At 64.5% G+C, this 1,496-nt stretch carries 3 protein-coding genes; all 3 read left to right on the top strand.

Annotation, left to right across the window (positions count from 1 at the left end):
* Positions 1–315: CoA transferase (locus tag QZH66_RS15975; RefSeq protein ID WP_305806877.1), on the top strand; the 315-nt coding region annotated here is incomplete at its 5' end.
* 17 nt (positions 316–332) lie between these two features.
* Positions 333–1,010, top strand: a complete 678-nt coding sequence (locus QZH66_RS15970) for a CaiB/BaiF CoA-transferase family protein (protein ID WP_305806876.1) — start codon at positions 333–335, stop codon at positions 1,008–1,010.
* A 259-nt stretch (positions 1,011–1,269) separates the two neighbouring features.
* A partial coding sequence (locus QZH66_RS15965) for a helix-turn-helix domain-containing protein (RefSeq protein ID WP_305806875.1) occupies positions 1,270–1,496 on the top strand: 227 nt, incomplete at its 3' end.

The raw sequence follows: 1,496 nt of genomic DNA, 5'->3' as shown, positions 1-1,496 counted from the left end.
GTGGAGCGCGCCGACATCCTGCTGGAAGGCTTTCGCCCCGGCGCGATGGAACGTCTAGGGGCGGGGCCACAGGAATGCCATGCGGTGAATCCGCGCCTGGTTTATGGCCGCATGACGGGCTTCGGCCAGGACGGCCCCCTCGCCCGAGCGGCCGGCCATGACGTGAACTACATTGCGCTGACCGGCGCACTGGCCGCGATGGGAGCCGCAGATGGGCCGCCGGCACTGCCGCTCAACCTTGTAGGCGACTTCGGCGGCGGCGGGATGCTACTGGCCGTAGGCCTGCTCGCTGCCTATGTTGANACATTGCGCTGACCGGCGCACTGGCCGCGATGGGAGCCGCAGATGGGCCGCCGGCACTGCCGCTCAACCTTGTAGGCGACTTCGGCGGCGGCGGGATGCTACTGGCCGTAGGCCTGCTCGCTGCCTATGTTGAAACCAAGCAATCGGGGCAGGGTCAGGTCGTCGACGCGGCCATGGTCGATGGATCAGCGCTACTGATGGCCAGCACCTTCGGGCTCAAGGCGGCCGGCGTCTGGCAGCCCGGGCGCGGCAACAACATCCTGGACGGCGGCGCGCCCTGGTACGGCGTCTACATGACGGCCGATGGCGAGTACGTTTCGCTCGGCGCGATCGAACCACGCTTCTATAGCGACCTGCTGCAGCGCCTGGACCTCGACGAAGCGCAGCTGCCAGCGCGGAAGGATCGCCAGCGCTGGCCGCAACTGCGCGCAGCCATCGCGGGGCGAATCATTGCCCGCACGCGGCAGCAATGGCAGGATGCGTTGGAGGGCACGGACGTGTGTTTCGCGCCCGTGCTTTCCATGGAAGAAGCGCCGCAGCATACGCACATGGAGGCACGTGACACTTTCATTCGCATCGAAGATGTGCTGCAACCTGCGCCGGCGCCGCGCTTCAGCCGCACGCCTTCCGCGGTACAGCGCCCGCCGCCGACGCCAGGTGAGCACACGCAAGAAGTGCTGCGGGACTGGGGCATAACCACCGGGTGAAAGATTTCACTTTCACGACGGCTGTCCCGTCGCGTCGATCGCTGCCACAACTACGACAACCAAATCGATGGAGCAACGGTCGACAACCACAAGAGAATATCCAAGTTCGTCGCGTCTGCGACCCGGCGGAAATCCGCGCCGCATTCCTCGCGAGCGAAGAATGATCCCTCATCACGGGGCCGTGATCGAAAATCAGATACCGCAACTGGTTCCGAACCACGGATGACAGCGTAGCGCGTACTACAACAGGTTGGAGCCCATGTCCGAACAACCTTCATCCCTCCGAAGCGGAACGCAGAGCATTGAGCGCGGCTGGATGCAAGTCCGGCTCATTGCTAACCAGGGCCAACGGGGCATGCGGATTTGCGACCTCACGCTGGCCAGTGGGCTAAGCGCAACCACAGTGTTTCGCATCGTCCAGGGACTGATGCGCGAAGGAGTAATTGAACGCGACGGGCGCACGCATAAGCTGTATCTCGGGCGGCT

Origin of the sequence: Stenotrophomonas sp. YIM B06876 (assembly GCF_030711595.1) — a bacterium.
In the GTDB taxonomy this organism is placed as follows: domain Bacteria; phylum Pseudomonadota; class Gammaproteobacteria; order Xanthomonadales; family Xanthomonadaceae; genus Stenotrophomonas.
Note: the sequence above shows the minus strand (reverse complement) of the source record. Positions and strands in the feature narration are given on the sequence as shown.

Excerpts from the sequence above, each read along its gene's own strand:
- QZH66_RS15970 (WP_305806876.1), top strand. The coding sequence starts at position 333 with ATGGGAGCCGCAGATGGGCCGCCGGCACTGCCGCTCAACCTTGTAGGC.